The 26,679-nt window shown below is 73.8% G+C and carries 28 protein-coding genes; 12 read left to right on the forward strand and 16 right to left on the reverse strand.

Annotated elements, in window-relative coordinates; genetic code table 11:
* Positions 1-59: 59 nt before the first annotated feature.
* A complete protein-coding gene (locus tag O7627_RS21275; protein WP_278095258.1) occupies positions 60-416 on the reverse strand; it encodes a hypothetical protein in 357 nt (118 codons plus the stop codon).
* Between the two features lie 147 nt (positions 417-563).
* On the opposite strand from O7627_RS21275, the gene O7627_RS21280 reads away from it, so the two are divergent.
* The gene (locus O7627_RS21280) at positions 564-1,604 is read left to right on the forward strand and encodes a hypothetical protein (RefSeq protein WP_278095259.1); all 1,041 of its coding nucleotides are present in this window, start codon (positions 564-566) and stop codon (positions 1,602-1,604) included.
* 32 nt (positions 1,605-1,636) lie between these two features.
* Here the strand turns inward: O7627_RS21280 and O7627_RS21285 are convergent, their stop codons facing one another.
* The gene (locus O7627_RS21285; protein WP_278095260.1) at positions 1,637-1,951 is read right to left on the reverse strand and encodes a type II toxin-antitoxin system PemK/MazF family toxin; all 315 of its coding nucleotides are present in this window, start codon (positions 1,949-1,951) and stop codon (positions 1,637-1,639) included.
* Positions 1,948-2,196 (reverse strand): hypothetical protein, encoded by a 249-nt coding sequence (locus tag O7627_RS21290; protein ID WP_278095261.1) that lies wholly within the window; start codon positions 2,194-2,196, stop codon positions 1,948-1,950. The genes O7627_RS21285 and O7627_RS21290 overlap by 4 nt, the downstream gene beginning before the upstream one ends.
* A 202-nt stretch (positions 2,197-2,398) precedes the next feature.
* On the opposite strand from O7627_RS21290, the gene O7627_RS21295 reads away from it, so the two are divergent.
* Entirely contained in the window at positions 2,399-3,430 is a 1,032-nt protein-coding gene (locus O7627_RS21295; protein WP_278095262.1) for a hypothetical protein, read from the forward strand.
* Positions 3,431-3,454: 24 nt separating this feature from the next.
* On the opposite strand, the gene O7627_RS21300 is transcribed toward O7627_RS21295, so the two are convergent.
* The 3 genes from O7627_RS21300 to O7627_RS21310 all read right to left on the reverse strand — a co-directional run bounded on the left by O7627_RS21300 (position 3,455) and on the right by O7627_RS21310 (position 6,029).
* Complete coding sequence (locus O7627_RS21300; protein WP_278095263.1) at positions 3,455-4,195, reverse strand: hypothetical protein; 741 nt, start codon at positions 4,193-4,195, stop codon at positions 3,455-3,457.
* 184 nt (positions 4,196-4,379) lie between these two features.
* Positions 4,380-5,489, reverse strand: coding sequence for an SPFH domain-containing protein (locus O7627_RS21305; protein WP_278095264.1), 1,110 nt, complete (start codon positions 5,487-5,489; stop codon positions 4,380-4,382).
* Between the two features lie 60 nt (positions 5,490-5,549).
* Positions 5,550-6,029 carry an NfeD family protein gene (locus O7627_RS21310; RefSeq protein ID WP_278095265.1) on the reverse strand — a complete coding sequence of 160 codons (480 nt, stop codon included), beginning with the start codon at positions 6,027-6,029 and terminating at the stop codon, positions 5,550-5,552.
* Positions 6,030-6,100: 71 nt separating this feature from the next.
* On the opposite strand from O7627_RS21310, the gene O7627_RS21315 reads away from it, so the two are divergent.
* On the forward strand, positions 6,101-7,420 hold the full coding sequence (locus O7627_RS21315) for a serine hydrolase domain-containing protein (protein ID WP_278095266.1): 1,320 nt from the start codon (positions 6,101-6,103) through the stop codon (positions 7,418-7,420).
* A 12-nt stretch (positions 7,421-7,432) separates the two neighbouring features.
* Here O7627_RS21315 and O7627_RS21320 read toward each other — a convergent pair whose 3' ends face one another.
* The gene (locus O7627_RS21320; protein WP_278095267.1) at positions 7,433-8,290 is read right to left on the reverse strand and encodes a DUF3097 domain-containing protein; all 858 of its coding nucleotides are present in this window, start codon (positions 8,288-8,290) and stop codon (positions 7,433-7,435) included.
* A gap of 98 nt (positions 8,291-8,388) precedes the next feature.
* Between O7627_RS21320 and O7627_RS21325 the strand changes: the two genes are divergently transcribed.
* Positions 8,389-9,180: a hypothetical protein gene (locus O7627_RS21325; protein WP_278095268.1), complete on the forward strand. Its 792-nt coding sequence runs from the start codon at positions 8,389-8,391 to the stop codon at positions 9,178-9,180.
* Positions 9,181-9,190: 10 nt separating this feature from the next.
* Here the strand turns inward: O7627_RS21325 and O7627_RS21330 are convergent, their stop codons facing one another.
* The 4 genes from O7627_RS21330 to fabG all read right to left on the reverse strand — a co-directional run bounded on the left by O7627_RS21330 (position 9,191) and on the right by fabG (position 12,678).
* On the reverse strand, positions 9,191-9,970 hold the full coding sequence (locus O7627_RS21330) for an HAD-IIA family hydrolase (protein ID WP_278095269.1): 780 nt from the start codon (positions 9,968-9,970) through the stop codon (positions 9,191-9,193).
* 85 nt (positions 9,971-10,055) lie between these two features.
* Entirely contained in the window at positions 10,056-11,102 is a 1,047-nt protein-coding gene (locus tag O7627_RS21335; protein WP_278095270.1) for a ferrochelatase, read from the reverse strand.
* A gap of 61 nt (positions 11,103-11,163) precedes the next feature.
* Positions 11,164-11,937, reverse strand: a complete 774-nt coding sequence (gene fabI, locus O7627_RS21340; RefSeq protein WP_278095271.1) for an enoyl-ACP reductase FabI — start codon at positions 11,935-11,937, stop codon at positions 11,164-11,166.
* A gap of 36 nt (positions 11,938-11,973) precedes the next feature.
* Positions 11,974-12,678, reverse strand: coding sequence for a 3-oxoacyl-ACP reductase FabG (fabG, locus tag O7627_RS21345; RefSeq protein WP_278095272.1), 705 nt, complete (start codon positions 12,676-12,678; stop codon positions 11,974-11,976).
* A gap of 186 nt (positions 12,679-12,864) precedes the next feature.
* Here fabG and O7627_RS21350 point away from each other — a divergent pair, with 186 nt between their 5' ends.
* The 4 genes from O7627_RS21350 (at position 12,865) to O7627_RS21365 (ending at position 17,349) form a co-directional block, all read left to right on the forward strand.
* On the forward strand, positions 12,865-14,244 hold the full coding sequence (locus tag O7627_RS21350) for a histidine kinase (RefSeq protein WP_278095273.1): 1,380 nt from the start codon (positions 12,865-12,867) through the stop codon (positions 14,242-14,244).
* Entirely contained in the window at positions 14,241-14,906 is a 666-nt protein-coding gene (locus O7627_RS21355) for a response regulator transcription factor (RefSeq protein WP_278095274.1), read from the forward strand. Before O7627_RS21350 ends, O7627_RS21355 begins: the two co-directional genes overlap by 4 nt.
* 107 nt (positions 14,907-15,013) lie before the next feature.
* Positions 15,014-15,952 carry an alpha/beta hydrolase gene (locus O7627_RS21360; RefSeq protein ID WP_278095275.1) on the forward strand — a complete coding sequence of 313 codons (939 nt, stop codon included), beginning with the start codon at positions 15,014-15,016 and terminating at the stop codon, positions 15,950-15,952.
* Positions 15,949-17,349 carry an acyltransferase gene (locus O7627_RS21365; protein WP_278095276.1) on the forward strand — a complete coding sequence of 467 codons (1,401 nt, stop codon included), beginning with the start codon at positions 15,949-15,951 and terminating at the stop codon, positions 17,347-17,349. Before O7627_RS21360 ends, O7627_RS21365 begins: the two co-directional genes overlap by 4 nt.
* 360 nt (positions 17,350-17,709) lie before the next feature.
* Here the strand turns inward: O7627_RS21365 and O7627_RS21370 are convergent, their stop codons facing one another.
* From O7627_RS21370 to O7627_RS21380, 3 genes are all read right to left on the reverse strand, one after another.
* The gene (locus O7627_RS21370; protein WP_278095277.1) at positions 17,710-18,660 is read right to left on the reverse strand and encodes a VWA domain-containing protein; all 951 of its coding nucleotides are present in this window, start codon (positions 18,658-18,660) and stop codon (positions 17,710-17,712) included.
* On the reverse strand, positions 18,657-19,583 hold the full coding sequence (locus tag O7627_RS21375) for a DUF58 domain-containing protein (protein WP_278098362.1): 927 nt from the start codon (positions 19,581-19,583) through the stop codon (positions 18,657-18,659). The genes O7627_RS21370 and O7627_RS21375 overlap by 4 nt, the downstream gene beginning before the upstream one ends.
* A gap of 179 nt (positions 19,584-19,762) precedes the next feature.
* The gene (locus tag O7627_RS21380; RefSeq protein ID WP_278095278.1) at positions 19,763-20,881 is read right to left on the reverse strand and encodes a MoxR family ATPase; all 1,119 of its coding nucleotides are present in this window, start codon (positions 20,879-20,881) and stop codon (positions 19,763-19,765) included.
* A 486-nt stretch (positions 20,882-21,367) separates the two neighbouring features.
* Between O7627_RS21380 and O7627_RS21385 the strand changes: the two genes are divergently transcribed.
* Together O7627_RS21385 and O7627_RS21390 are read left to right on the forward strand one after the other, a co-directional pair.
* A complete protein-coding gene (locus O7627_RS21385; RefSeq protein ID WP_278095279.1) occupies positions 21,368-21,898 on the forward strand; it encodes a PH domain-containing protein in 531 nt (176 codons plus the stop codon).
* A gap of 71 nt (positions 21,899-21,969) precedes the next feature.
* Complete coding sequence (locus O7627_RS21390) at positions 21,970-23,277, forward strand: PH domain-containing protein (RefSeq protein ID WP_278098363.1); 1,308 nt, start codon at positions 21,970-21,972, stop codon at positions 23,275-23,277.
* 3 nt (positions 23,278-23,280) lie between these two features.
* On the opposite strand, the gene O7627_RS21395 is transcribed toward O7627_RS21390, so the two are convergent.
* Together O7627_RS21395 and O7627_RS21400 are read right to left on the reverse strand one after the other, a co-directional pair.
* A complete protein-coding gene (locus tag O7627_RS21395; RefSeq protein ID WP_278095280.1) occupies positions 23,281-24,339 on the reverse strand; it encodes a phosphatase PAP2 family protein in 1,059 nt (352 codons plus the stop codon).
* A gap of 80 nt (positions 24,340-24,419) precedes the next feature.
* Positions 24,420-25,235, reverse strand: coding sequence for a Sir2 family NAD-dependent protein deacetylase (locus O7627_RS21400; protein ID WP_278095281.1), 816 nt, complete (start codon positions 25,233-25,235; stop codon positions 24,420-24,422).
* Between the two features lie 169 nt (positions 25,236-25,404).
* Here O7627_RS21400 and O7627_RS21405 point away from each other — a divergent pair, with 169 nt between their 5' ends.
* Positions 25,405-25,806, forward strand: a complete 402-nt coding sequence (locus O7627_RS21405; protein WP_278098364.1) for a thioesterase — start codon at positions 25,405-25,407, stop codon at positions 25,804-25,806.
* The gene (locus O7627_RS21410) at positions 25,803-26,639 is read left to right on the forward strand and encodes an MBL fold metallo-hydrolase (RefSeq protein WP_278095282.1); all 837 of its coding nucleotides are present in this window, start codon (positions 25,803-25,805) and stop codon (positions 26,637-26,639) included. Before O7627_RS21405 ends, O7627_RS21410 begins: the two co-directional genes overlap by 4 nt.
* Positions 26,640-26,679 lie beyond the last annotated feature (40 nt).

Below are 26,679 nucleotides of genomic sequence, written 5' to 3' on the forward strand. Positions count from 1 at the left end.
GTCGCAAGCTTTGTCTCATGAGCATGAGTCATAGCATGCGACAAAGTCAACCCCGGCGATCAGGCCAAGGTCGCATCGGCCGGCGGGGCGGCCGTCGGGGCGGCGGGGTCGACGGAGGTGAAGGTGCCGGCGATCCGCTGGTCGGCGGTCCGGTAGAGGTCGACGCACTGGTGACCCACCGCGGCGAGCCGGCCGGGTTGCCGGCAGTGGGCCTCGACAGCAGCCGTCGTCTCGGTCGCCGCCGGTTGGTACCGCTCGAGGTAGGCCGCGCCGAGTTCGCCCTGACCGAGCCGACCGGCCATCATGGTCAACCGCTCGCTGACCTCACCCCAGCCGGTGTTCAACATCCGACCCGCCTCGTCCATCAGATCCATCGCGCCGGTCGTCCCGTCGGTCTCCATGCTGACGCCGTCCATGCCGGTGCCCCTTCGTCGTCGGTCCTGCGTGGAGTGTGCGCGGACGGCCGGCCCGGTCAACGCCGGTGGCCGGATGCGGTCAGGCCCGCCCGGAGCAGGACCGCGGTTGCCTAGCATCGGCCCTCCGATGAGGCCCTGGGAGGCGAGATGGGGATCCCGGAACCGACCGGTTCGTTGTGGGCAGCGGTCAAGGCCGTGTACGACCCCTGGCCCGCCGATGACGAGGTGGACGCCGCCGAGGTCGCCGGTGCCTGGCGCACCGGCGGCACCGTGCTCGGCGAAGGGGCGAACCGCGCCGGCCAGGCCGGCGACGCGTCACTTGCCGCCTGGCCCGACCTGGCCGGGGAGGAGTTCCACGGACGGGTCGGCACCTTCGCCGCCGACACCGGCCGCCTCCAGCAGTACGTGGCCAACCGCGCCGCACACGCCGAGTACTACGGCGCCGAACTGACCGCGGTCAAGAACGCCATCATCAACACCATCGCGCAGAACGAGAACACCTGGCTCAACGACCCGCAACTCGCCGCCGGCGGCCCAGCCGCGCGCACCGCCTTCGCCACCCAGATCGCCACCTCCCTACAGGCCATGGTCGCCGAACGCGCCGCCGCACTACGCGCCTACCCGGTCGACTCCCCCGGGGCAGCACCACTCGCCGCCGGCCAGGAACCCCCGCCCATCCGACGCGGACTCACCCCAGCCGAAATCGCCATCGCCCGCCGGGTATTCCGCGACTCGCTGGACCTCAGCCAGATCACCATTACCGACGACGGATTCCTCGCCGATCTCGACCGTAACGCCCGCGCGACGCCCGGCCTGGTCACCTTCCCCGCCGGCACACTGAGCCAGAACACGAACACCTTGCGCTTCGAGAAATGGTTGATTCACGAGCTGACCCACCAGTGGCAGTACCAGCACGGAGCCGACATCACCAACCTGCTGCCGGCCGCCATCGCCGGCACCTACGACTACGGTGGCCCGGAAGGCCTCGCCCAGGCCGCGGCCGAGGGCAGAAGCTACCTCTCCTTCAGCACCGAGCAGCAGGCCGACATCGTTGCCGACTACTACGCCCTTTCCCGGGGCGGCGAGCTGCCCGAGGGCGACCCGTACCTGCAGTACGCCAACTATGTCCGATCACAACCGGTGGGTAAGGAACTGTATCTGGGGCTCCCGCCAGACCCGCAGAACTAACGGGGCCTCCCCCAGCGGGCTCGCCGGGCCGGTCACGGCAACTCCAGGAACTCTCGGAGTGCGTCCTCCACCGCGTTCAACGTCGCATGCGAGACGAATCCGTGGTTGTCCCGCAACGCGCTGCGGTCCAGGATCTGAACGACGCTGTGGATCCTGACGAACGCGCCGGCGAGCGGATCGTCGCCGGCGAGCCGAACCACCAGGTGGTTGGGGTGCGGGACCTCGCGTACCACGGTGAGTGCCCAGATCGCCAACTCCTCGACGCTGTTGTACTCATCGTTGCTGATGACCAGTACCCGGTACTGACTGCCACCACGCAACAGCGTCCAGATCTGTCCCCGCCTCACCACTGCGCATCGCGAAGCGCGACCTCGTTACTGGATTCGACAAGCGCCCGGTCGTCCGCCAATTGTTGCGCGGTCAGTCCACGTAGGTACTCGCCGTACGCCTGCGCGGCCGCACGCTGACGGGCACGACGCGCCTCGGGCAGCACGCGACGTACAGCCTCCGTCACGGCGGCGGAGACGTTACCGCGCCCCTGAAGATAGGCAGCCACATCGTCCGGGACGCTGATGCTCAGCTTGACGGTCATACTTTTATCCTACTGGGGAGGAACCCGACCTGGGGTGCCGGCGGCCTCGCCGTTTCCGGGGGGCCGATGGTGTCCACCGGCGGCACCAGTCGGCTGCTGTGCCAGGCGTGAGTACCGTCGGTGGCCGGATGCGGTCAGGGCCACCCGGAGCAGGACCGCGGTTGCCTAGCATCGGCCCTCCGATGAGGCCCTGGGAGGCGAGATGGGGATCCCGGAACCGACCGGTTCGTTGTGGGCAGCGGTCAAGGCCGTGTACGACCCCTGGCCCGCCGATGACGAGGTGGACGCCGCCGAGGTCGCCGGTGCCTGGCGCACCGGCGGCACCGTGCTCGGCGAAGGGGCGAACCGCGCCGGCCAGGCCGGCGACGCGTCACTTGCCGCCTGGCCCGACCTGGCCGGGGAGGAGTTCCACGGACGGGTCGGCACCTTCGCCGCCGACACCGGCCGCCTCCAGCAGTACGTGGCCAACCGCGCCGCACACGCCGAGTACTACGGCGCCGAACTGACCGCGGTCAAGAACGCCATCATCAACACCATCGCGCAGAACGAGAACACCTGGCTCAACGACCCGCAACTCGCCGCCGGCGGCCCAGCCGCGCGCACCGCCTTCGCCACCCAGATCGCCACCTCCCTACAGGCCATGGTCGCCGAACGCGCCGCCGCACTACGCGCCTACCCGGTCGACTCCCCCGGGGCAGCACCACTCGCCGCCGGCCAGGAACCCCCGCCCATCCGACGCGGACTCACCCCAGCGGAGATCGCCATCGCCCGCCGGGTGTTCGGCGACTCGCTGGACCTCAGCCTGATCATGGTTACCGACGACGGGCTGCTCGCCGATCTCGACGACAGAGCCCGTGCGACGCCCGGCTGGGTCACCTTCCCCGCCGGCACCCTGAGCCAGGACACCAACAATCTGAACTTCCAACACTGGCTGATTCACGAGTTGACCCACCAGTGGCAGTACCAGCACGGAGCCAACATTCTCAACCTGCTGCCGCATGCCATCGTCGGCAACTACGACTACGGCGGTCCGGCGGGCCTCGCCCAGGCGGCGGCGGAAGGCCGGGGCTTCCTCTCCTTCAACTACGAGCAGCAGGGCGACATCGTCGCCGACTACTACGCCCTTTCCCGCCGGGGCGAGCTACCCGCGGACAGCCCGTACCTGCAGTACGTCAACTACGTCCGATCAGTGCCGCCGGGAGAACAGGTGATCTACGGGTTCCCGCCGGGCTAGCCCGACGCAGGTTGCCACCGGGAGCTACCCGACCTGGGGTGCGGGCGGCGTCCCGGTTTCCGGCGAGCCGATGGTCTCCGCAGGAGGCGGTTCGGCAGCCCGGTGCACCGCCGGCAGCAGGCGGCCGCTGCGCCAGGCGATGCCGATGCCGGCGGCGAGGGCGAGCATCGCCCCGAGGGTCTGCAACTGGTCGGAGAAGAGCCCCACCACCCCGACCAGCGGGCCCGCCATCATCAGCAGCAACCCGTCGCCGTAGGTGAGCACCCCGGAGCGGATCACCGCCCAGCCGGTCACCATCCAACCCGCGCTGTAACCGATCGCGCCGATCACCGCCAGCACCCGCGCGTCCGCCCCGTACGCCGGGCTCTGCTCGGAGACCCCGGCGAACGGCAGCGTCAGCAGGGTGCCGCCGAGCGCCAGCAGGAAGCCGGTCAACGCGGTCCGGCGGGTCCGGGTGACCACCAGCAGCCCGGTCAGGGCCAGCAGTGCGAGCAGGCCGAGCCACACCCCGAGCACCCAGCCGACCAGGTGCAGCGGCCGGTCGCTGGCCAGGTAGGCCGCCGGGTTCGCGCCGTCGGCGCTGGCCAGGCTGAGGATGCCCAGCCAGACCGCGTACCCGGGGAGCAGCCACAGGGCGTGCCGGGCGATCCGGCGCAGCGACCACGCCCAACTGGCGTCGGTGGCCGGCGGCGGTGGCGGCCGGTCCGGGATGAACGGCAGCAGGAAGAAACCGCCGGCTCGTCGGGCCCTGGAGAGCTGGGTCATGCCGTCACCTCGATCCGGTCGTGGAGCGGCGACGGACCGACACGTGGAACCACGCAAGAGAGGGGCGAACAGCGTCGACGCCCCGGTACCCGACCAACCGTCGCCGCTAAGGCGATCGTGGCAGGTACCGGGGCGTCGCGTGGACGAATCCGGAAGCCGGCCGGGCTGCACGCCCGGCCGGAGCTCAGGCCTGTTCGGGTCGCCGGTCGGTGGCCGGGTCGCCGAGCAGGCTGGCCGGCGACACCGGCTCCGGGGCGGGCAGCCCCTGCGGGCCGGACCGGGAGTTGACCTGCGCCTCGGCCGCGCGTACCTCGTTGTTGACGTCGGCGGCCGCGGCGGCCGCCGCCTCCGCCGCCTCGGCGGCCTCGCGCTCGACGGCGCCCGAGTCGACCGACGCGCTCGGCTCGTCGCCGGCCGCCCGGGCCAGCCCGCCGAGCGCCCCGCCGAGCCCTTCCAGGGCCTTCGTCATCTCGGCCGGCACGATCCAGACCTTGTTGGCCTGCCCGTTGGCGATCTGCGGGAGGGCCTGGAGGTACTGGTAGGCGAGCACCTTCTGGCTCGGGTTGGCCTGGTGGATGGCGTCGAAGACGGTCCGGATCGCCTTCGCCTGACCCTCGGCCTGCAGGATGCGGGCCTGCCGGTCACCGTCGGCGCGCAGCACCGACGCCTGCTTCTCACCCTCGGCGGCGAGGATCTGCGACTGCTTGTGCCCCTCGGCGGTCAGGATCGCGGCCCGCCGGTCCCGCTCGGCGCGCATCTGCTTCTCCATCGAGTCGCGGATGCTCGGCGGCGGCTCGATCGCCTTGATCTCGACCCGGGTGACCTTGATGCCCCACCGGCCGGTGGTCTCGTCCAGCACCCCGGACAGGTGCCGGTTGATGTCGTCGCGGCTGGTCAGCGCCCGCTCCAGGTCCAGCGAACCGATCACGTTCCGCAGCGTGGTGACGGTGAGCTGCTCGATCGCCTGCAGGAAGTTGGAGATCTCGTAGGTCGCCTTGGCCGAGTCGTTGACCTTGAAGTAGAGCACCGTGTCGATGGAGACGACCAGGTTGTCGGAGGTGATCACCGGCTGCGGCGGGAAGCTGACCACCTGCTCGCGCATGTCGACCTTGGTACGCACCGCGTCGATGAACGGCACCAGCAGGTTCAGGCCGGGCTGCAGGGTGCGCTTGTACTTGCCGAGCCGTTCCACCACGTCCTGCCGCTGCTGCGGCACGATCCGCACCGCCCGGACGAGCGTTATCACCACAATCAACGCCAGGGCGCCGAACAGCACCGCGAAAACGAGATCCATACCGCCCCACCTTTTCTATGTCGAAACCGGAAGATCCAAAATGCAGAACCGGGGGTACGCCTAGGAGCCGGCCGCCGGGCCGGGCAGTTCGTCGGGGGCGGCGAACTCGTCACGCCAGACCATCGCGGTGGCGCCTCGGACCTCGATCACCCGGACCCGCTCCCCCGGCGCGAGCACCTGCGTGCCGTCGTACGCCCGGGCCGACCACAGCTCGCCGTCGATCTTGACCATACCGGCATCGCTGTCGACCTGCTCCAACACCAGCGCGGTCGAGCCCTCGATCGCCTCGACGCCGAACGGCTGGTCACCGCTCTGCGCCGCGGAGAGCCGGTGCCGCTGGATGGTCGGCCGGACCGCGACCAGGGTCAACGCCGAGACGGCGGCGAAGACCAGCACCTGGATGCCGATCGGAGCGCCGAGCGCCGCGGCGCCAGCGGCGGCGAACGCCCCCGCACCGAACATGATCAGGAAGAGCGTCGTCGTGAAGATCTCGGCGATCACCAGCACGACGCCCAATACGATCCACAGCAGTGGCTCCACATAAACGATCCTGTCACGCCCATGCACGCACCGCTAATCTTGAAGATCACCAACGGCCTGGCGGGAGGATCGTGATGGTGGCTCCGGAGCTCGCGCGCCGGCTCGACGCGCTGGTCGCCGAGGCGCAGCGCGCCGGGCGTACCCCGTCGTTGGTGGCCGGAGTGGTCCGCGACGGTGAGCTGGCCCACCTGGCCGCCGCCGGCGATCATCCGACGCCGGATCCGGACATCCAGTACCGGATCGGCTCGATCACCAAGACCATGACCGCGGTGCTGCTGCTCGGGCTCCGCGACGAGGGGCGGCTGGCGCTCGACGACCCGCTCGAGGCGCACCTGCCCGGCACCCCGGTCGGCGCCGTCACCCTGCGACAGCTGCTCAGCCACGGCAGCGGCCTGCAGCGCGAACCGGACAGCGATCAGTGGTGGGAACGGTCCGCCGGCACCGACCTGGCCGGGCTGCTGGCCGGGCTCACGCGTGCGAAGCTGGCCCACCGGCCGTACCGCCGGCACCACTACTCGAACCTGGCGTACGGCCTGCTCGGCGCCGTCGCGGAGCGGGTCGGCGGGCAGCCCTGGTGGCCGCTGCTGCGGACCCGGGTGCTCGACCCGCTCGGCCTGACCCGCACCACCTACCACCCGGCCGAACCGTACGCCCGCGGCTACGTCGTGCATCCCTGGCACCAGACGCTGCGGGAGGAGCCGCGCACCGACACCGGCGCGATGGCCCCGGCCGGGCAGCTCTGGTCCACCACCGCCGACCTGGCCCGCTGGGCGGCCTTCCTCGCCGAGCCGGACCCGGCCGTGCTCGACGCCGACACGCTGATCGAGATGTGCGCCACCGTGCAGCTGGCCGACCCGGAATCCTGGACCGCCGGGCACGGCCTCGGCCTGGAGCTGATCCGGCACGGCGACCGGGTGTACGCCGGGCACGGCGGCTCGATGCCCGGCTATGTGGCGACCCTGCTGGTGCACCGGCCGACCCGCACCGCCGTGGTCGGCTACGCCAACGCGTACGGGCTGCGCGGCGACTCGATCCGCGCGCTCGGGCTGCGGCTGCTCGCCGCCGTGCTCGACGGCGAGACCCCGGCGCCGGCGCCGTGGCGGCCAGCCACCCCGGCGCCGCCGGAGTACGCCGAGCTGACCGGCCGCTGGTGGTGGATGGGGCGCGAACACCAGGCCGACTGGGCCGACGGTGAACTGGTGCTGCGGCACGTCGATCCGGGCGGCACCGAGGTGTGGCGGTTCACCGCGACCGGACCGGACCGCTGGCGCGGCCACTCCGGCATCAACAACGGCGAAAACCTGCTGGTACGCCGGGACGCCGCCGGCCGGGTCCGGGCCCTGGACATCGCCACCTTCGTCTTCACCCGGCACCCCGACGACGTCGGCTGAACCGGGACCGGGTCAGCCGGCGTCCGGCTCGACGGTCACGAAGTCGATCAGGCGCTCCATCGCGTTGATCAGGGGCGTCTCGACGTCCTGGAAGCCGGACACCCGGGACAGGATGTGCCGCCACATCTGCGCCGGCTCGGCCACCCCGAGCGCGGCGCAGACCCCCTCCTTCCACGGCCGCCCCGGCGGCACCACCGGCCACGCCGCGATGCCCAGCCGGGCCGGCTTCACCGCCTGCCAGACGTCCACGTACGGATGGCCGGTGACCAGCACGTACGGCGAGTTCACCGCGGCCACGATCCGGCTCTCCTTGGAGCCCGGCACCAGGTGGTCGACGAGCACCCCGAGCCGCCGCGTCGGGCCGGGTGCGAAGCCGGCCACCTCGTCGGCGAGCGCGTCGATGCCGTCCAGCGGCTCCACCACCACGCCCTCGATCCGCAGGTCGTCGCCCCAGATCCGCTCCACCAGGGCGGCGTCGTGCACGCCCTCCACCCAGATCCGGCTCGCCTTCGCCACCTGCGCCCGGACGCCGGCCACCGCGATCGACCCGGACGCCGTCCGCCGCCGGGTCGGCTGGGACGGCACCGGCGCCGGCCGGCGCAGCGTCACCGGTTCGCCGTCGAGCAGGAACGCCGCCGGCAGCAGCGGGAAGTTGCGGCGCCGCCCGTGCCGGTCCTCCAGCACCACCGCACCGGACTCGAAACCCACCACCGCGCCGCAGAAGCCGGAGTCGGCGTCCTCGACGACCAGTTCCGGTTCGGCGTCCACCTCCGGCACCGCCCGCCGGCCGCGGACCGCGCCGTCCGGGCGGACCACCGGTCGGCGCCGCCAGTCGCCGGACAGCACATCGTCGCCGTAGATTCTGCCCATCCGATCGACGCTAGCCGGATTCCGGCGCCGAATCCGGCAGACGCGCCGCCGGCTCGGCAGTCGAGACAGCAGCGCGGCTAACCCGTACCCTTGCCCTCATGTCCCCCGCAACGGGCGCGGCGACCCTGTCCGCGCGCAGGTCAAGCCGCTTCGTCGCCTGGGTCCGCGCGTGGCGCGCCGGGCTGGTGCCCTACGACGAGGTGGCCGACGAGATCGCCGCCGGCGAGGAGCACCTCGTCGCCGACGCGCCCGGCGCCTGGACCGACATCCCCCTGCGGGACGCGTTGTCGGCCCTGTCGAAGCTCTCCCCCGACGAGATCCGGCTGGTGCTGCCGGCCCCCGGCGACCCACGCGGGCTGCCCGGGCCGGGCGCCTTCGCCGGTGCCGCGCTGCTGGCCGGCGAGGCGGTGGTGGCCCGCGACCTCGGCGTCATCCCGGAGGTCCGCAACCACACCTCCGGCTCGGGGGTGACCTTCGAGACCGTGCTCTGGCGGGTCTACCCGCTGCCAGCGGACCTGCCGCCGGCCGGGCTGACCGAGCCGGGCGCGGCCGAGGCCGAGGCGGACCTGGCCACCGCGCTCGCCGAGGCGACCGCGGCCCTGACCCGGCTGGACGTCGCCCAGTGGCGGCCCGAGCTGGCCGGCGCGCTGGCCGCGCTGCGCCGGCCGGACAGCGGCATCGATCTGCCGCCCGGCTTCGACCCGCGGGCCCGCCGGCTGTTCGCCCGCGCGAGCGTGCTCGACCGGGTGCTGGCGCTGGCCGAGCACGTGGCGCCCGGCGGCGCGGTCAACGGCTACGAGGCGCAGCAGCGCGACGCCGCGTTGCGGCCGCTGACGGTCGCCTGCCGGCGGGCGCTGGTGGCCGCCTGCAACGCCCCGCTCGCGCCCTGACCGTCCCGGGTCAGATCTCGTCGGTCAGGTCGGCGACCGACGCCACGATCCGCGACGGCCGGTACGGGTAGCGCTCCGCCTCGGCCCGGGTGCTGATGCCGGTCAGCACCAGCACCGTCTGCAGCCCCGCCTCCAGGCCGCAGAGGATGTCGGTGTCCATCCGGTCGCCGATCATCGCCGTCGTCTCGGAGTGCGCGTCGATGGTGTTCAGCGCCGAGCGCATCATCATCGGATTCGGCTTGCCGACGAAGTACGGCTCGACCCCGGTCGCCTTCGAGATCATCGCCGCCACCGACCCGGCCGCCGGCAGCGCCCCCTCGATCGACGGGCCGGTCGCGTCCGGGTTGGTGCAGATGAACCGGGCCCCGCCGTCGATCAGCCGGACCGCCTTGGTGATCGCCTCGAAGCTGTAGGTGCGGGTCTCGCCGAGCACCACGTAGTCGGGGGCGAAGTCGGTGAGCACGTAGCCGACCGCGTGCATCGCCGTGGTCAGGCCGGCCTCCCCGATCACGTACGCCGTACCGCCGGGCCGCTGGTCGGCGAGGAACTGGGCGGTGGCCAGCGCCGCCGTCCAGATCGCCTGCTCGGGCACCTCGAACCCCATCCGGGTCAACCGGGCGTGCAGGTCGCGCGGGGTGTAGATCGAGTTGTTGGTGAGCACCAGGAACGGCTTGCCGGAGGCGCGCAGCCGGCTGATGAACTCGGGCGCGCCGGGCACCGGCTGGCCCTCGTGCACCAGCACGCCGTCCATGTCGGTCAGCCAGCACTCCACCGGTTTCCGGTCGGTCACGGCAGCACTCCGGCGGGCTCGTTCATCGCTCTCCTGACATGGCGGTCGTCCGGTCGGGCCGGCGGAGCCGGTCGGGCCGGCACGGTCAACGCCGGCCGGCCGGCAGGCAGCAGTCCGCCGGGCAGGCGTCCCAGACCGGGAGCGTACCGAGCCGACGTCGCGCGGCCGTGTCCGGTGGGTTAACCGATCCGGCTGCGTCGAGCCGCTCGACGACGAGTTCCCGCACCATCGCCACGAACCGCGGGTCGGTGCCCGGGGTGCCGGCCCGCGCGAAGCCCAGTCCCAGCCGCTTGGCGGTCTCGGCGGCCTCGGTGTCCAGGTCCCAGACCACCTCCAGGTGGTCGGAGACGAATCCGATCGGGCTGACCACCACCGCGGTCACCCCGTCGGCGGCGAGGCGCTCCAGGTGGTCGTTGACGTCCGGCTCCAGCCACGGCACCTGCGGCGGCCCCGACCGACTCTGCCAGACCAGGTCGTACGGCAACTCGGGGGCGGCCGCGGCGGCGACCAGCCGGGCGGTCTCGGCCAGCTGCGCCTCGTACCGGCCGCCGTCCGGCCCGGCGGTGGCCGCCATGCTGGTCGGGATGGAGTGCGCGGTGAAGACCAGCCGGGTGCCGGCGCGCCGGGCCGGGTCGAGGGTGGCCAGCGCCGCCCGGACCGCGTCGGCGTGCGGCTCGACGAAACCGGGGTGGTCCCAGAACTGGCGCAGCTTGTCGATCCGGGGGGCGTCCGGGCCGACCGCCGCCCGGGCGTTCGCGATGTCCTCCCGGTACTGCCGGCACGACGAGTAGCCGCCGTACGCGCTGGTGACGAAGGCGAGCGCGGACCGCACCCCGTCGTCGCGCATCTCGGCCACCGTGTCGGCGAGCATCGGATGCCAGTTCCGGTTGCCCCAGTAGACCGGCAGGTCGATGCCGTGCGCGGTCAGGTCGGCCCGGATCGCGGCGAGCAGGTCCCGGCACTGCTGGTTGATCGGTGACACCCCGCCGAAGTGCTGGTAGTGCTCGGCCACCTCGGCGAGCCGTTCCGGCGGCACCCCGCGCCCCCGGGTCACGTTCGCGAGGAACGGCAGCACGTCGGCGGGCTGTTCGGGCCCGCCGAAGGAGACCAGCACAACGGCGTCGTAGGACATGGTGCCATTCTTGCCGGCCGGCCCCGGCGGGCCGAATCCGCCCCGGGTGAGCTCGGTTACCTCAGCGAGCCGACCCCAGCGCGTGGTAGCCGCCGTCGACGTGCACGATCTCGCCGGTGGTGGCGGGGAACCAGTCGGACAGCAGCGCCAGGCAGGCCCGGGCCGCCGGCTCCTGGTCGGCCAGGTCCCAGCCGAGCGGGGAACGCTCCGCCCAGGCGTCCTCGAACGCCTCGAACCCGGGGATCGACTTGGCGGCCATGGTCCGCAGCGGGCCGGCCGCCACCAGGTTGCTGCGGATGCCCCGCGGCCCCAGGTGCATCGCCAGGTAGCGGGAGGTGGACTCCAGCCCCGCCTTGGCCACCCCCATCCAGTCGTACACCGGCCACGCCTTGCTGGCGTCGAAGGTGAGCCCGACCACCGCGCCGCCGCGCTCCATCAGCGGCAACGCCGCCATCGCCAGGGACTTGTACGAGAACGTCGAGACGTGCACGGCGGTCGCCACGTCCTCCCACGGCGCGTCGAGGAAGCCGCCGCCGAGGCAGCTCGCCGGCGCGAAGCCGATCGAGTGGACCAGCCCGTCAAGGCCGTCGACGTGCTCGCGAACCCGGTCGGCCAGGCCGGCCAGATGCTCGGGGTTCGTCACGTCCAGCTCGATCACCGGCGGCGGGGTGGGCAACCGGCGGGCGATCCGCTCGACCAGGGAGAGCCGCCCGAAGCCGGTGAGCACCACCTGGGCACCGTTCTCCTGGGCCAGCTTCGCCACCGAGAAGGCGATCGACTGGTCGGTGATGACCCCGGTCACGAGCAGCCGCTTGCCGGCCAGCAGTCCAGACACGGTCAGATCCTCCAACTGTTCGCGTTGCGCAGCACGTCAGTGGCCCATGCCGAGGCCACCGTCGACCGGGATGACCGCGCCGGTGACGTAGCCGGCGGCGTCACCGGCCAGCCAGGTGACCACGCCGGCGACCTCGTCGGCGGTGGCGAACCGGCGGGCCGGGATGCCCTTGAGGTACTCGTCCTTGAGCTTGTCGGCGAGGCCAGCGGTCATGTCGGTCTCGACGTAGCCGGGTGCGACCACGTTGGCGGTGATGTTACGGCTGCCGAGTTCCCTGGTGATCGACCGGGCGACGCCGACCAGCCCGGCCTTGCTCGCCGAGTAGTTGACCTGGCCGGGACCGCCGGAGAGGCCGACCACCGAGGAGATGAAGATCATTCGACCCCACTTGGCCCGGAGCATCTTCGGGGCGGCCCGCTTGGCCACCCGGTACGCACCGGTCAGGTTCGTGTCGATGACGCCCGTGAACTGCTCCTCCGACATCCGCATCAGCAGCGTGTCGGCGGTGATGCCGGCGTTGGCGACCAGCACCTCGACCGGCCCGAGCTCCGCCTCGACCGCGTCGAAGGCGGCGTCGACCGCCGCCGAGTCGGTGATGTCGCAGGTGACACCGAAGAGGTCGGCCGGCGGGTTGTTACCCCGGTGGGTGATCGCCACCCGGTCGCCCTGCTTGGCGAAGGCCCGGGCGATGGCCAGGCCGATCCCCCGGTTACCACCGGTCACCAGCACAGTTCGAGCCACTTCTCCCCCTCATCGCGGGCCGGTCCACACCGGGTGCGACCCGCCTGGACGCGTGCGGACGGTGCGCGTTGCAGACTAGGCGCTACCGGCAGGTATCCAGAAACCAGCCACCCCCTACCCAGGTATGACAGCCAATGGCTCCGCAGCGGCACGACCGCACGCCGCCCGATCCGTACGCTGCGGATGATGGACGACCGTACCGACCTGCCGCGTGCGGCCCTGCGTGACCTGCGCCGACTGCTGGTCGGGCTGGACGAGCCGCGGCCCGCCGGTCACCCCCCGGCCCGGTGGCGCCGGCTGCTGCCGCTGATCGTGCCGGTGGGTCTCTTCGTGCTGCTCAGCCTGACCTTCGCCGCCTACGAGTACCTGCTCGACGTGCGGCACCTGCCACCTGGGATGCCCACGGTGCTGGCGGTCGGCTCCACCCTGCCGGTGGCGGTGGCGGCGCGCAGCCCGCTGTGGGGCTGGCGACTGGCGTACCCGATGCTCTTCGCTGGCGCCGTCTCCGCGCTGCCGACCGAGTCCTGGCCGTGGAACCCGGTGCAGATCCTCGGCTTCCTGGTGGTACTCGCCTCACTGGCCGTCCGGACCGACACCGGGGTGGTGGTCTGGGCCGCGGTGCTCACCCTGGCACCGGTGTTCCTGGTGGTGCCGACCCGCGCCAACGCGTACGGCGTCACCGTGCTGCTCGCGGTGGTCGTGATCCTCGGTGACCAGGTGCGCCGGCAGCGGCAGAGCCAGCAGGCGCTGGCCGTGCAGTCCGAGGTGAGCGAGCTGGAGAAGGCCCGGCGGGCGGTACTGGAAGAACGCACCCGGATCGCCCGCGAGCTGCACGACGTGGTCGCCCACCACATGTCGATGATCGCGGTGCAGGCGGAGACGGCGCCCTACCGGCTGGCCGCGCTGCCCGACCCGGCCCGGGACGAGTTCACCGCCATCGCCGCCTCGGCCCGCGAAGCCCTCACCGACATGCGCCGGCTGCTCGGGGTGCTACGCAGCGAGACCAGCACCGCGCAGACCGCGCCGCAGCCCGGCCTCGACGACGTGCCGGACCTGGTCGAGGCCGCCCGGCGGGCCGGCATGACCGTCACCCTCGAACAGGACCGGCCACCGCCGGGCGCACCGACCCCGCCCGAGGCGGTCGGGCTGACCGCGTACCGGATCGTGCAGGAGGCCCTCGCCAACGCGGCCCGGCACGCGCCGGGGACGTCGGTCCGGGTCAGCCTGCGCCCGGGCGTGGGCGAGCTGGCGTTGCGGGTGGAGAACGGCGCCCACCCGGCCCCGGCCCGACCGGCCGGACCCGCCGGGCACGGCCTGACCGGCATGCGGGAACGCGCCCGGCTGCTGGCCGGCACCTTCAGCGCCGGCCCGGTCGACGGCGGCGGCTTCGCGGTCGTGGCGCACCTGCCGTACGGGACCGCCCAGCCGCTCGCCGCGACCGACCCGCGAGGCGCGGACGCCGACCCACCGGGTACGGACACCGGCTCGTCGGGTACGGACGCCGGATCATCGGGTACGGACACCGACGCGGTCGAACGGCCGCGCCGGAACGGTGGACGGCGATGATCCGGGTGTTGATCGCCGACGATCAGGCGATGGTCCGGCAGGGCTTCGGCGCGCTGCTCGCCGCCCAGCCCGACCTGCTCGTGGTCGGCGACGCGGCGAACGGCGCCGACGCGGTGGCCGCCGCCCGCCGGCTCGATCCGGACGTGGTGCTGATGGACGTCCGGATGCCGGTCCTGGACGGGCTGGCCGCCACCCGGCAACTGCTCGGCGGCCGACCCGACGCGGACCGTCCCCGGGTGCTCATCCTGACCACCTTCGACCTGGACGACTACGTGTACGAAGCGCTGCGCGCCGGGGCCAGCGGTTTCCTGCTCAAGGACGCGCCCGCGGCCGACCTGGTGCACGCCGTCCGGGTGGTGGCGGCCGGCGACGCGCTGCTGGCCCCGGCGGTCACCCGGCGGCTGATCGCCGAGTTCGCCGCCCGGCCGGGTCGGGACCGGCCCCGGCCCACCTCGCTGGCCGCGCTCACCGCCCGGGAGACCGAGGTGCTGCGGCTGATCGCGCGGGGCCGCTCCAACACCGAGATCGCCGCCGATCTGGTGGTGGCCGAGCAGACCGTGAAGACGCACGTGGGCCGGATCCTGGCCAAGCTGGGGCTGCGCGACCGGGCGCAGGCGGTGGTCACCGCGTACGAGTCAGGGTTGGTCGCGGCCGGCGAGTAGCCCCACGGAGGCACCCCGGAAACGGGCCCGTGGGGTGACGCCCCGGCACCGTCCGGAACCACATCCTTCCGTCGCAGGCAACCGGCCTGGCGGACGGAGGACACAGGATGAGTCGACGACGGACCCGGTTGGCCGGGCGGGGCGCCACGGTGCTGCTGGTGCTGGTCGGCCTGGTCGGGCCGGCGGCGGCCCGGGCGGCCGCGGGCACCGGGGCGGCCCGGGCGGACATCGGCAGCAGCACCTACACCGCCACCGACACCGCCGCCGGCACGGAGGTGGCGGCCGCGATGCGGGCCGCCGGCGGGCCGTACGCGGACTGGGTGGCCGACGGCCGGAGGTTTCTCGCCTTCGACCCGCGCGGGGACGGACGGGCGGTGGAGGCGCTCGGCGACCCGGACACCGCGGACCGGATCGTGATCCTGGTTCCCGGGGTGGCCAGCAGGCTGCGCGACTTCGACCGGGGTCTCGGCGGCGTCCGCCGGCGGGCACCGGCGGCGCAGGCGCGGGCACTGCACCGGCAGTTGCGGATCGCCGACCCGGGGGCGCGGGTCGCCGTGCTGGCCTGGCTCGGCTACGACCCGCCAGACGGCATCGGCTGGTCAGCGGCCCGCTCCGACAGCGCCCGGACCGGCTCCGAAGAGCTGGTCGACCTGGTGTGGACGCTGGCGGCGGCCCGGCCGGCCGCGGCGATCACCGTGGTCGGGCACAGCTACGGCGCCGTCGTCGTCGGGCTGGCCGCCGGTCGACTGCCCTGCCAGGTGACCGACCTGGTCTCGCTCGGCGGGGTGGGGATGGGCGCGGCCGAGGTCGCCGGCCTGGGCAGCCCGGCCCGGGTCTGGGCGGCGCAGGCGGCCGACGACTGGATCCGCTGGCTGCCGCCGGTGCGGCTGTTCGGCCTCGGGCACGGCGTGCGACCCGCCGATCCCGCGTTCGGGGCCAGACCGCTGCCCACCGGCGCCGGGGCCGGCCACGACGACTACCTGGTGCCCGGCAGCCCGACCCTGGACGCCCTGGCAGGCGTCGTCCTGCGGTCGGCCCGCCCGTGACCGGGCACCAGGCCGCCGGCCCGACCGTGACCGGGCACCAGGCCGCCGGCCCGACCGTGACCGGGCACCGGGCCGTCGTCTCGACCGTCAGCCGGTCGCCGGGCGTCAACCGGCCGACGGACCGGGACACCGCCGCCGGGGACCCGACGGCGCGGGACCGGAGCATCGACGGGCTGCGCGCGTACGCCATTGTCGCCGTGGTGGTCGGGCACTGGCTGGTCACCGGGCTGGTGGTCGCCCCGGACGGCAGCCTCGGCCAGGCCAGCCCGCTGACCGCGATGCCGGCGCTGGCCCCGGCCACCTGGTTCCTGCAGGCCCTCGGCCTGTTCTTCCTCACCGGCGGGTACGCCTCGGCCCGCTCGCTGCGCCGGGCCGGCGAGCGCGGCACCGACCAGCGGACCTGGCTGGTACACCGGCTGCGGCGGCTGGCGCTGCCGGCGGGTGCGCTGCTCGCCGCCGGGGCCGGCGTCCTGGTCGCGGCCGACGCCCTCGGCGTGCCCGGGCGCACCCTGCGCACGGCCGGCATGCTGGCGGTCAGCCCGCTGTGGTTCCTGCTGGCGTTCGCGGCCCTGGCGGCGTCGACCGGGCCGCTGCTGGCCGCGGTACGCCGGTTCGGGCCGGTCGCGGTGGCCGCACCGGCGATCGCCGTGGTCGCCGCGAGCGACCTGGTCGGCCGTCTCGCCGGGCCGGCCGCCAACGGCTGGCGTACCCCGGTGGCGCTGCTCGCCGCCTGGCTGGTGCCGTACCTGCTGGGGTTGGTGTTGGCCGGCGGCGGACTCGACCGCCGGCGGACGGCCTGGTGGCTCGCGCTCGGCGGCGCCGCCGGCCTGGTCGCGCTGGTGACGCTGGCCGGCTATCCGGCCAGCGCGGTGGGGGTGCCCGGCGCCGGTGCGTCGAACCTGAGCCCGCCGTCGCTAGCGGCGGTCAGCCTGGCGGTCGCCCAGATCGGGGTGGCGCTGCTGCTGCGCGACCGGTTGACCGGGCTGATGCGGCGGCCGGCCTGGTGGAACCCGGTACGCCGGCTGAACCGGGCGGCCGCCGGCAGCTACCTGTGCCATCAGCCCGTCCTGGTCGGGCTGGCCCTGCTCGCCCTCTTCGTCGTCGGCCGGACCGACGGCCCGACGGGCGGCGTCCCGGCCGACAGCGGGGTCGGCGGCGTGGGGGCCGACGGTGTCGGCGGGGCGGTGACCGTGCCGGGGCTGCTGGCCGAGCCGGACGGACCGGCCTGGATCGCCGCCCGGCTGGGCTGGTTCCCGGTGCTGGCGGCCGTGCTCGGGTTCGTGCTGTGGCGGGTGTACGATGACTCGCGTTCCGGATCCGGCCGAGCTGTGGAGGTGATCGCTGTGCGAGATAGCGATCCTCCCAGTCGTGGCCGGGCCGGCCTCCGGTCCCGCTGAGTCGTCGCTCCACTGAGGCCACGACGCAGCCGGTGAACTGACCCGGTCCCGCCCCGCCACCGCACCCGCTCGACCGCCCGGCCCCGGCCGGCGCGGCGCCCCGCGCGGTGCGGCGAGCCGCGCCCGACCGTCCACCTGGGCGGCCGGAGCCCCGGCCCGGTCACGACACCGTCCGCCCCCTGTCGTTCCGCTCGGCCACCGGCCGGCGCCCACGCGCCGGACCGGTCGGCCGTCGAGCCGCCGGAGAACCCGATGAACCGCTACGTCGCCCCGCTCGGCTTCACCCTCGCCGCCATGTGGGTGGTGGTCGTCTTCGTCCTGGTCAGCAGCACACCGTGACCGGCGCAGCCGGCCGGCCGGTCACGGCAGCCGGGAGGTCCACAGCAGACTCATCGCGCCCGCGATGAGGGACAGCAGCAGCGCGATTCCCGCGTACCAGTGGGTTATCTCGCGGGGTTCGGTGCGGAACCCGATCGAGGAGCCCATGTCCTCGTAGACCTCGCGCAGCTCGGTCACCGAACTGGCCTCGTAGAAGTGGCCCTGGGTGGTCTCGGCCAGCTCGGCGAGGGCGTACCGGTCGACCGGCACCCGCTGCGACTGGCCGCCGATGGTGACCCGGCCGGAGTCGGTGCCGAACGCGATGGTGGAGACCGGCACGTTCGCCGCCTGGGCCGCCGCGGCGGCCTCCGACACCGACCGCCCGGCGGTCAGGAAGCCGTCGGAGAGCAGCACGATCCGGGCCGGGGGGATGCCGGCGGCGCCGTCGGCCGGCACCGTCCGGATCGCCTCCAGGCTGGTGAAGACCGCCTCGCCGGTGGCGGTCGCCTCGGCCAGCACCAGCCCGTCGATCGCCTGCGTCACCGCCGGCCGGTCCTTGGTCGGCGGGACCAGCACGTTCGCGGACTTGGCGAAGGCCACCAACCCCAGGTTGTAGCTCTCCGGCAGCTCCGCGACGAACTGCTTCGCCGCCTCCTGGGCGGCCTGCAGCCGGGTCGGGGCCACGTCGTCGGCCTCCATCGACAGCGACACGTCGATGGCCAGCATGATGGTGGCCCGCTCCAGCGGCTCCTCCCGATCGATCGACGGGCGGGCCATCGCCGTGGCCAGCGCGATCAGGCTGAGCAGGAACGCCCCGGCGGCGGCGTGCCGGCGCCAGCCGAGCCCGCGCGGGGCGAGGGTGCGCAGCAGCTCGACGTTCGTGAAGCGCAGGGCGTAGGACTTGCGGTGCAGCTGCCGCCAGACGTAGGCGCCGGCGATCGCCAGCACCGGCAGCAGGGCCAGCAGCCACCAGGGTTGCAGAAAGCGGATCATGATCCCTCGCTTCCCGGCCGGGGGACACGGGCCGGGCGGCTAGTCGTTCCACGGGTTCGGGCGTGCCGGCGCGCGGCCACGAAGCGCACGATGTCCAGCAGCCAGTCGGAGTCGGTCCGCAGCCTCAGGTGGGCCGCACCGGCGCCGCGTAACGCGCCGGCGATCGCGGCCCGCTGGGCGGCTGCCCCCTCGGCGTACCGGCGGCGCAGCCCCGGATCGGCGGTCTGCACCTCGTGCAGCTCACCGGTCTCCGGGTCGACCAGGGTCAGCACCCCGACGTCGGGCAGTTCGAGCTCGCGCGGGTCGACGATCTCCACCGCGAGCACGTCGTGCCGGACCGCAAGCTTGCGGATCGGCCGGCGCCACTGCTCCGGCGGGGCCAGGAAGTCGGAGATCACCACCGCGACGCCGCGCCGGCGGGGCGGCCGGTTCAGCATGTCGACGAGCGCGCCCAGGTCGGCCCGGCCGGACCGGATCTCGGTGCCGGCGATCGACCGCAGCAGCCCCTGGGCCTCCTTGCGACCGGGTCGGGCCGGCAGCCGCACGACGTTGCCGGCACCGGCCCCACCGCTGCCGACCACCGCGCCGATCCGGTTGCCGCCCCGCACGGTCAGGTGGGTGATCGCCGCCGCGGCGGCCACCGCGAGTTCCCGCTTGAGCATCCGGCCGGTGCCGAAGTCCAGGCTGGCCGAGAGGTCCACCGCGAGCCAGGTCTCCAACTCGCGGTCGGCCACCGTACGCCGCACGTGCGGCACGGTGGTGCGGGCGGTGACCGGCCAGTCCATCCGGCGTACGTCGTCGCCGGGGCGGTACTCCCGGGACTCCCCGGCCTCGCTGCCCGGCCCCGGCAGCAGGCCGATGTAGTCGCCCTGCAGCAGGCCGTCCAGCTTGCGGGTGACGGTGATCTGCAGCCGGCTCAGCACCGCCTCGGCCCGGGCCGCCGAGGCCCCGCCGCCCCCGGGCCGGACGCCCCCGGTCGCAGTGCGGGGCACCGCGCCGTCCGGCGCGGTGGCGCCGGGCGGAGCTGGGCTGCCCGGAGCGGGGCCGGCCGGAGCGGGGCCGGCCGGGTCGGAGCCGCGTCGGCCGCTGCGTGGGCCGAGTCTCACGGCATCCGTCCGGGCCACCCGGCGCCCGGACCGGGTGGCACGGGTGAACCGGGACCGGGGTTGGCGTTCTGCCGGGGGGCGACCGAGGGCATCGGGATGGTGGACATCACCCGGCCGACGATGTGGTCGGCCGGGATGTCGTCGGCCAGCGCGTCGTAGCTGAGCACCAGCCGGTGCCGCAGGATGTCCGGGGCGATGTCCAGGACGTCCTGCGGCAGGGCGTAGTCGCGTCCGCGCAGCAGGGCCAGGGCGCGGGTCGCCCGGACGATGCCCAGCGAGGCGCGCGGGCTGGCCCCGTACTGGATCAGCTGGGCGACGTCCGGCATGCCGTGCTCGGCCGGCGCCCGGGTGGCCAGCACCAGCCGCACGGTGTAGTCCACCAACGCGTTGTGCACGAAGACCTGGTCGGCCTTGCGCTGCAGGGCGACCAGTTCGGTGGGGCTGAACACCGGGGACGGTTCCGGCGGTTGCACCCCCATCCGGTAGACGATCTCCCGCTCCTCGACGTCGGACGGGTAGCCCACCAGGATCTTCATCAGGAACCGGTCCCGCTGCGCCTCCGGCAGCGGATAGACCCCCTCCTGCTCGATCGGGTTCTGGGTCGCCATCACCAGGAACGGATGCGGGACCTTGTGCGTCTGCCCACCGATCGACACCTGCTGCTCGGCCATCACCTCCAGCAGGGCGGACTGCACCTTCGCCGGCGCCCGGTTGATCTCGTCGGCGAGCAGGAAGTTCACGAACACCGGACCCAGCTCGACGTCGAACTTCTCACTCGACTGCCGGTAGATCCGGGTGCCGACCAGGTCGGCCGGCACCAGGTCGGGGGTGAACTGGACCCGGGCGAAGGTGCCGCCCACCACCTTGGCGAGGCTCTCCACGGCGAGCGTCTTGGCCACGCCGGGCACGCCCTCGATCAGGCAGTGCCCCCGGGCCAGCAGCGCGACGAACATCCGCTCGACCATCCGGTCCTGACCGACGATCACCCGCTTGATCTCGAACAACGCGCGTTCGAGCAGGCCGGCATCCTCCGCCGGGGTGGTGGCCGCGGCGGGTGAGCCACCACCGCCGCCCTCGGCGGGCGTCGGGGCGTCGGGCATCGTCGGCTGGGCCACCGGTCCTCCACAGCGGGGTCACGAAATCGGGTCGTTCGGCGAGGGCACGCCGCCCCAAGCCTCGCACGCCAAGCTGAAAGGTCGGACAGGGAGAACCTGAAAATCGCCTCGGACCCATCACCAGTCCAGAAAACGTCGCTCGCGGGTAGACATGGGGGGGTTTCCCGTGTGTACCATTCAGCCGTCGCCGGGCGGCTCCCCCCGTGGCCGCCCGGCGCTTTAAACTCCCCCGTGTGACGCGTCCCCGCGGTGTCGAGTCCCGTCCGATCTGCTCCGCCCGCGGCTGTCGGCTCCCGGCCGAGTTCCTGCTCCGGTGGAACAATCCCCGGCTGCACACCGCGGAGCGCCGCAAGACCTGGGCGGCCTGCGCCGGTCACCGGGAAAGCCTCGGCGGGTTCCTCGGCGCGCGGGGATTTCTCCGCGAAGTGGTACCTGTGCCCGGATCGCCTACGCTCGACATGTGATCGACGACAGCGAGGACGCGACGTGACCGAGGGCCAACAAGCCGCCGCCGAGCCGGTCGGCCCGACCGACCCGCTGGAGCCGTGGCCGGACACCGTGAGCTGGCAGCCCGTCTCCCGCGACCTGATCTGGGTGGAGCTGGTGCAGCTCGGCGTCACCATGGTCGTCCTGATCGGCGGGGTCGCGATCGGCTGGGCGCTGGTCGGGCACTGGCTGTTCGGCCTGGCGATGGCCGGCCTGCTGCTGCTCCTCGGCTGGCGGATTCCGGTGATCATCCGGGCCGTCCGGGCCTGGGGCTACGCCGAACGGGACAACGACCTGCTGGTCCGGCACGGACTGCTGGTCCGCCGGCTGTCGATCGTGCCGTACGCCCGGATGCAGTTCGTGGACGTCACCGCCGGCCCGCTGGAACGCGCCTTCAACCTGGCCACCGTGCAACTGCACACCGCCGCCGCGGCCAGCGACGCCCGGGTGCCGGGGCTGCGGCCGGCCGAGGCGGCCCGGCTGCGGGACCGGTTGACCGCGCTCGGCGAGGATCGCGCGGAGGGGCTGTGAACCCGGTCACCGAACCCGGCGGCGACGGCGTCGCCACCGGGTACCCGGCGGCGCCCGAGCCGCGCCAGCGACTGCACCCGCTGAGCCCGGTGCTGCACGCCGCGAAGACCCTCGTCGTGATCATCGCGGCGCTCTCCTGGCAGACCCTCGGCCGGGTCGGGCTGGCCTGGTTCACCGTGATGGTCGTGGTGATGCTGCTCGGCACGGTCGTGCTGTCGGTGGTGAGCTGGTACTTCACCGGCTACCACGTGGTCGGCCGGGAGCTGCGGATCCACGAGGGACTGCTCTGGCGGCGCACCCGGGCGATCCCGCTGGAACGCCTCCAGTCGGTCGAGGTGGTCCGCCCGCTGCTCGCCCAGCTCACCGGCCTCGCCGAACTGCGGCTGGAGGTGGTCGGCGGGGGCAAGACCGAGGCGCCGCTGGCGTACATCACCGTCGCCGACGCGACCACGCTGCGCGAACGGCTGCTGCGGATCGCCGGACGGACGGCAGCACCGGCCGCCACCGGCGCACCCGAGGCCGAGGCCGGCGACGACGCCGCCGAGCCGGGCGCCGTCGCGGTCGCGCCGGAACACCTCGTCCACGCGGTACGCAACAACGACCTGCTGATCAGCCAGCTCCTCACCCCGCAGGCGTTCCTGCTGCCGTTCGGGGTGGTGTTCGTGCTGTTCCAGTTCTTCTCCGAGGGCTCCTGGTCGTTCATCGCGGTCGCCAGCACCATCACCGCGATGGCCGGCGTGATCCTGCAGCCGATCCGTCGGGTGCTGGAGGACTGGCGGTTCGTGCTGGCCCGGGAGGAGACCACCCTGCGGGTCCGGCACGGCCTGTTGGAGACCCGTTCGCAGACCGTCCCGCTCAACCGGGTGCAGTCGATAACCGTGACCTGGCCGCTGCTGTGGCGGCTGAAGGGATGGCTGCGAATCCGGCTGGCGATCGCCGGCTACTCGGGAGCCGACCAGAGCAACGGCAGCCAGGCCGACCGGCTCCTGCCGGTGGGTGACCTGGCCGCCGCCGGGCAGGTGATGGCCGAGGTGCTGCCGGGCGTCGACGTGTCGCTGCCGCTGGCCGCGCCGCCGGCCCGGGCCCGCTGGCTGCACCCGTTCGCCCTGCGCCGGCTCGGCGCCGGCTTCACCCCGACGGTGTTCGCGGTCCGGGAAGGCGTGCTGACCCGCCAGCTCACCGTCGTGCCGTACGCCCGGATCCAGAGCGTCCGGGTGGTCCGCGGCCCCGTCCAGCGGCGACTCGGCCTGGCCACCGTGCACGCCGACACGGCCGGCGGGGCCGGGGCGGCGGCCCAGGACCGGGACCTGGCGGAGGCGTGGGCGATGGCCGCGGAGCTGACCGAACGGGCCCGCGCGGCCCGGCAGCAGACCGGCTGACCGTCACCGGGTCGTCGCCGGGACCTCCTCGTCCTGTGCTTCACGGGCGGCCGGGGCGGGCGGCTCACCCGAATCCGGGCCGGCGACGGCGCGCTGGGCCTTGCGGGCCGCCCACCACCGCTCGCCGTAGCCGACCACCGCGAAGGTCAAACCCACGTACGCCCAGCCGACCAGAACGTCGATCACGTAGTGCTCGCCGGCGTAGACCAGGGTGAACGTCATCGCCAGCGGGTAGGACAGCAGCAGCGGCCACCACCGGCGCCGGATCCCGGCCAGGAAGAAGACGACCACGAACAGCGCGAACGCGGTGTGCAGCGAGGGCATCGCCGCCACCGGGTTGGAGGCGATCTGGCCGGCGTTGAGCAGGTTGCCGGCGCCGTGCATGCCGAACGCCCGCCAACCCCGGGTGGAGATCCGGACCACCTCCTCCAGCATCCCGTACTGGGCCGCCCACCAGGGCGGTGCCGCCGGATAGAGGAAGTAGGTGACCAGCCCGCTGGCGCACAGGAACGCCCACCGCCGCATGAACGCCGCCCAGCGGGCCCGCTCGGTCAGCCACAGCACCACGGCGGCCGCCAGCGCAGCGACGAAGTGCGAGAAGTAGACCCAGCTCACCGCCACGTCCCACCAGCGCACGCCGGTCGGGTCGTAGAGATGCTGCTGCAGCCAGATCGTCGGCACCTGCCCGTCGGTGAGCCAGCCGAACATCCAGACGTCGGCCGCGATCAGTTCGAAGGCGTGCGGCACGGCGCCGTTGTCGGCGAACCCCCGGGAGAGGTTGTACGCGGTCAGCAGCAGCACCACCGGCAACCAGTCCCGGGCGAAGCCCAGATGGCTGCGCCACGGCCGGTCGCTGCGCCAGGCGATGGTGGCGGTCCAGAGCCAGGCGAAGGCGTACAGCGGGTCGGTGGGGAGCCCGATCAGCAGCCAGCCGACGACGAACGCCACCGACCAGATCGACATGGCGACGATCCGGCGGCGCCGGCCGGCGTCGGCGGGACCGGTCGGCGGTTCGGCTGGGCTGGGCTCAGCCGGGCTGGGTTCAGCGGTGGTGGCGGCCATCGCGATCCAGGTTAACGACGGCGGTCCGGGTCCCTAACGCCGACCACCCGCCCGGTGAACCGGCGCCGGCCGGGGGCCGGTCAGCCGGGCGGCGACCCGAAGAGCAGCCGGGGCAGCACGGCGCCGATCGGTTCCCGCAACACCGCGTCGGCGATCGGATCGTACGGCGTGGAGCTGGCGTTGACGATCACCACCCGGGCGCCGGCCCGGGCGGCGACCTCGACCAGGCCGGCGGCGGGCTGCACGGTCAGCGAGGTGCCGACCGCGAGCAGCAGGTCGCAGTCGGCCGCGGCGAGGCCGGCCCGGCGCAGGGTGTCCCGGTCCAGCGACTGGCCGAACGAGATCGTCGCCGCCTTGAGGATGCCACCGCAGTCCAGGCAGGCCGGGTCCTCGTCGCCCCGGTCGACCCGGGCCAGCGTCTCGGCCATCGGGCCCCGGCCGGCGCAGTCCAGACATTCGACCTCGTAGAGGGTGCCGTGGATCTCGATCACCAGGTCGGCCGAGTTGCCGGCCCGCTGGTGCAGGCCGTCGATGTTCTGGGTGACGATCGCGCGCAGCCGGCCGGCGCGTTCCAGCTCGACCAGCGCCCGGTGCGCGGCGTTCGGCCGGGCCGACCAGGCCGGGTGGTCGCGGCGGCCCTGCCAGGCCCGCCGCCGCAGCGCCGGATCGGCAAGGTACGCGTCGAGGGTGAACATCCGGGCCGCCGCCGGGTCCCTGGTCCAGACCCCGGCCGGCCCCCGGAAGTCGGGTATCCCGGAGTCGGTGGAGATCCCGGCCCCGGTCAGTGCGACCACCCGGCCGGCCGAGGCCAGCCAGCCGGCGGCCCGGTCGACGGCCGCCGGATCGGTCGCCTGCTGGCCGGCCTCGGCCGCCCGGTCGGAGCTGACACCGCTCATGGTCCGACCGTATCCGACCGCCTACCCTGTTCCCATGGAGCAGCAGCGGGGACCGGTGGGGCAGCGCCAGCCGAGCAACCTGGAGCAGACCCAGCCGCCTGGCCCGGAACAGGCCCAGCCGGCCGGGTCGGGGGCGGAGCAGCGGCCGGGCCACGGGCTCAGTCCCGGCCTGACGGCCCGGGTGGAGCTGACCGTCACCGACTCCGACACCGCCCAGGCCGTCGGCTCCGGTGACGTGCCGGTGCTCGGCACGCCCCGGGTGCTGGCGCTGGCCGAGGCGGCCACGGTGGCGGCCACCGCCGCCCGGCTGCCCGCCGGGACGACCACGGTCGGGGTCCGGATCGAGCTGGAGCACCGGGCCGCCACCCCGATCGGGCGTACCGTCGCGGCGCTGGTCCGGCTGGCCAAGGTCGACGGCCGCCGGTTGCTCTTCGAGGTGACCGTGGCCGAGGTCGCCGGCTCGGCGGCCCAGCAGGCCGCCGCCGGCCCGGTCACCGTCGCCGAGGGGCGCGTGGAACGGGTGCTGGTGGACCGCCAGAAGTTCGTGGAGCGGGCCCTGCGGACCCCGTGACCGTCTCCTTCGTCGAGGTCGGCGACCGGGTCCACGTGCTGCGGTACCCGGTCCTCGACGTCAACGTCACGCTCGTGGTCGGCGACGGCGCGGCGCTGCTCGTCGACTCCCTCGCCACCGCAGCACAGGCCGCCGAGCTCGTCGCCGCGGCCCGCCGGATCACCCGGCACCCGTGGTCGGTGGTCAACACCCACCACCACTTCGACCACTGCTTCGGCAACGCCACCGTGGCCGGCGACCCACCCGCACCGGTCCACGCCCACCGGGAGACCCTGCGGCTGCTGCGGGACCACCCCGAGGAGGTACGCCGGCAGGCGTACGACGAGATGCGGCCCACCGAGCCCGCGCTGGCGGTGGAACTGCTCGACACCCCGATCCTGGCCCCCGACCACCCGGTGGGTGACGCCGTCGAGCTGGACGTCGGCGGCCGGCCGGTCGTGCTGCGTCACCTCGGGCTCGGCCACACCGCCGGCGACCTCGTCGTCGAGGTGCCGGACGCGGAGGTGCTGATCGCGGGCGACCTGGTCGAGGAGAGCGGCCCGCCCGACTTCGCCGAGTCGTACCCGCTGCGGTGGCCCGCGACGGTCGCCGCGCTGCTGCGCCGCTGCTCGGCCGGCTCGGTGGTGGTACCCGGCCACGGCGCGCCGCTGGACCCCGCGCGGGTACGCGCCCAGCACCACGACCTTGCCACGCTGGCCCGGCTGATCCGCGACGGGTACGCCGACCGGGTACCCGCGCCGCGGTTGGCGGCCCGCGCGCCGTTCGGGCCGGGACCGGCGCTGCCCGCGATCCGCCGCGGCTACACCCAGCTGGCCGCCCGCACCCACTGCTGACGCGTCGGCGGCCGGGGATGGCCGCAACCGGTCAGCCGCC

The organism is Solwaraspora sp. WMMD1047, from assembly GCF_029626155.1.
In the GTDB taxonomy this organism is placed as follows: domain Bacteria; phylum Actinomycetota; class Actinomycetes; order Mycobacteriales; family Micromonosporaceae; genus WMMD1047.

Excerpts from the sequence above, each read along its gene's own strand:
- O7627_RS21275 (WP_278095258.1), bottom strand. The coding sequence starts at position 416 with ATGGACGGCGTCAGCATGGAGACCGACGGGACGACCGGCGCGATGGAT.
- O7627_RS21280 (WP_278095259.1), top strand. The coding sequence starts at position 564 with ATGGGGATCCCGGAACCGACCGGTTCGTTGTGGGCAGCGGTCAAGGCC.
- O7627_RS21290 (WP_278095261.1), bottom strand. The coding sequence starts at position 2,196 with ATGACCGTCAAGCTGAGCATCAGCGTCCCGGACGATGTGGCTGCCTAT.
- O7627_RS21295 (WP_278095262.1), top strand. The coding sequence starts at position 2,399 with ATGGGGATCCCGGAACCGACCGGTTCGTTGTGGGCAGCGGTCAAGGCC.
- O7627_RS21300 (WP_278095263.1), bottom strand. The coding sequence starts at position 4,195 with ATGACCCAGCTCTCCAGGGCCCGACGAGCCGGCGGTTTCTTCCTGCTG.
- O7627_RS21305 (WP_278095264.1), bottom strand. The coding sequence starts at position 5,489 with ATGGATCTCGTTTTCGCGGTGCTGTTCGGCGCCCTGGCGTTGATTGTG.
- O7627_RS21320 (WP_278095267.1), bottom strand. The coding sequence starts at position 8,290 with ATGGGCAGAATCTACGGCGACGATGTGCTGTCCGGCGACTGGCGGCGC.
- O7627_RS21325 (WP_278095268.1), top strand. The coding sequence starts at position 8,389 with ATGTCCCCCGCAACGGGCGCGGCGACCCTGTCCGCGCGCAGGTCAAGC.
- O7627_RS21335 (WP_278095270.1), bottom strand. The coding sequence starts at position 11,102 with ATGTCCTACGACGCCGTTGTGCTGGTCTCCTTCGGCGGGCCCGAACAG.
- O7627_RS21350 (WP_278095273.1), top strand. The coding sequence starts at position 12,865 with ATGGACGACCGTACCGACCTGCCGCGTGCGGCCCTGCGTGACCTGCGC.
- O7627_RS21355 (WP_278095274.1), top strand. The coding sequence starts at position 14,241 with ATGATCCGGGTGTTGATCGCCGACGATCAGGCGATGGTCCGGCAGGGC.
- O7627_RS21360 (WP_278095275.1), top strand. The coding sequence starts at position 15,014 with ATGAGTCGACGACGGACCCGGTTGGCCGGGCGGGGCGCCACGGTGCTG.
- O7627_RS21370 (WP_278095277.1), bottom strand. The coding sequence starts at position 18,660 with ATGATCCGCTTTCTGCAACCCTGGTGGCTGCTGGCCCTGCTGCCGGTG.
- O7627_RS21395 (WP_278095280.1), bottom strand. The coding sequence starts at position 24,339 with ATGGCCGCCACCACCGCTGAACCCAGCCCGGCTGAGCCCAGCCCAGCC.
- O7627_RS21400 (WP_278095281.1), bottom strand. The coding sequence starts at position 25,235 with ATGAGCGGTGTCAGCTCCGACCGGGCGGCCGAGGCCGGCCAGCAGGCG.